The sequence below is a fragment of the Bacteroides caecigallinarum genome (assembly GCF_016902295.1).
GTDB classification, from domain to species: Bacteria; Bacteroidota; Bacteroidia; order Bacteroidales; family Bacteroidaceae; genus Phocaeicola; species Phocaeicola caecigallinarum_A.
This window is the reverse complement of record NZ_JACJLQ010000258.1, coordinates 1-208: the sequence shown is the minus strand read 5'-3', so window position 1 is coordinate 208 and position 208 is coordinate 1. Positions and strand designations below refer to the sequence as shown.

General features: G+C 51.4%; 1 rRNA gene. It reads right to left on the bottom strand.

The annotated features are described in order from the left end of the window. Positions 1–208, bottom strand: a 23S ribosomal RNA gene (locus H6A27_RS15040); the annotation flags it as partial.

Sequence of the window (208 nt, the reverse complement as noted above, 5' to 3'; positions counted from 1 at the left end):
AGAAATCTTATCTTGTGGCCGGCTTCGTACTTAGATGCTTTCAGCACTTATCCGATCCAGACTTAGATACCCGGCGATGCACCTGGCGGCACAACCGGTAAACCAGAGGTCTGTCCAACACGGTCCTCTCGTACTAGTGTCAGAGCCACGCAAATTTCATACGCCCACGATAGATAGAGACCGAACTGTCTCACGACGTTCTGAACCC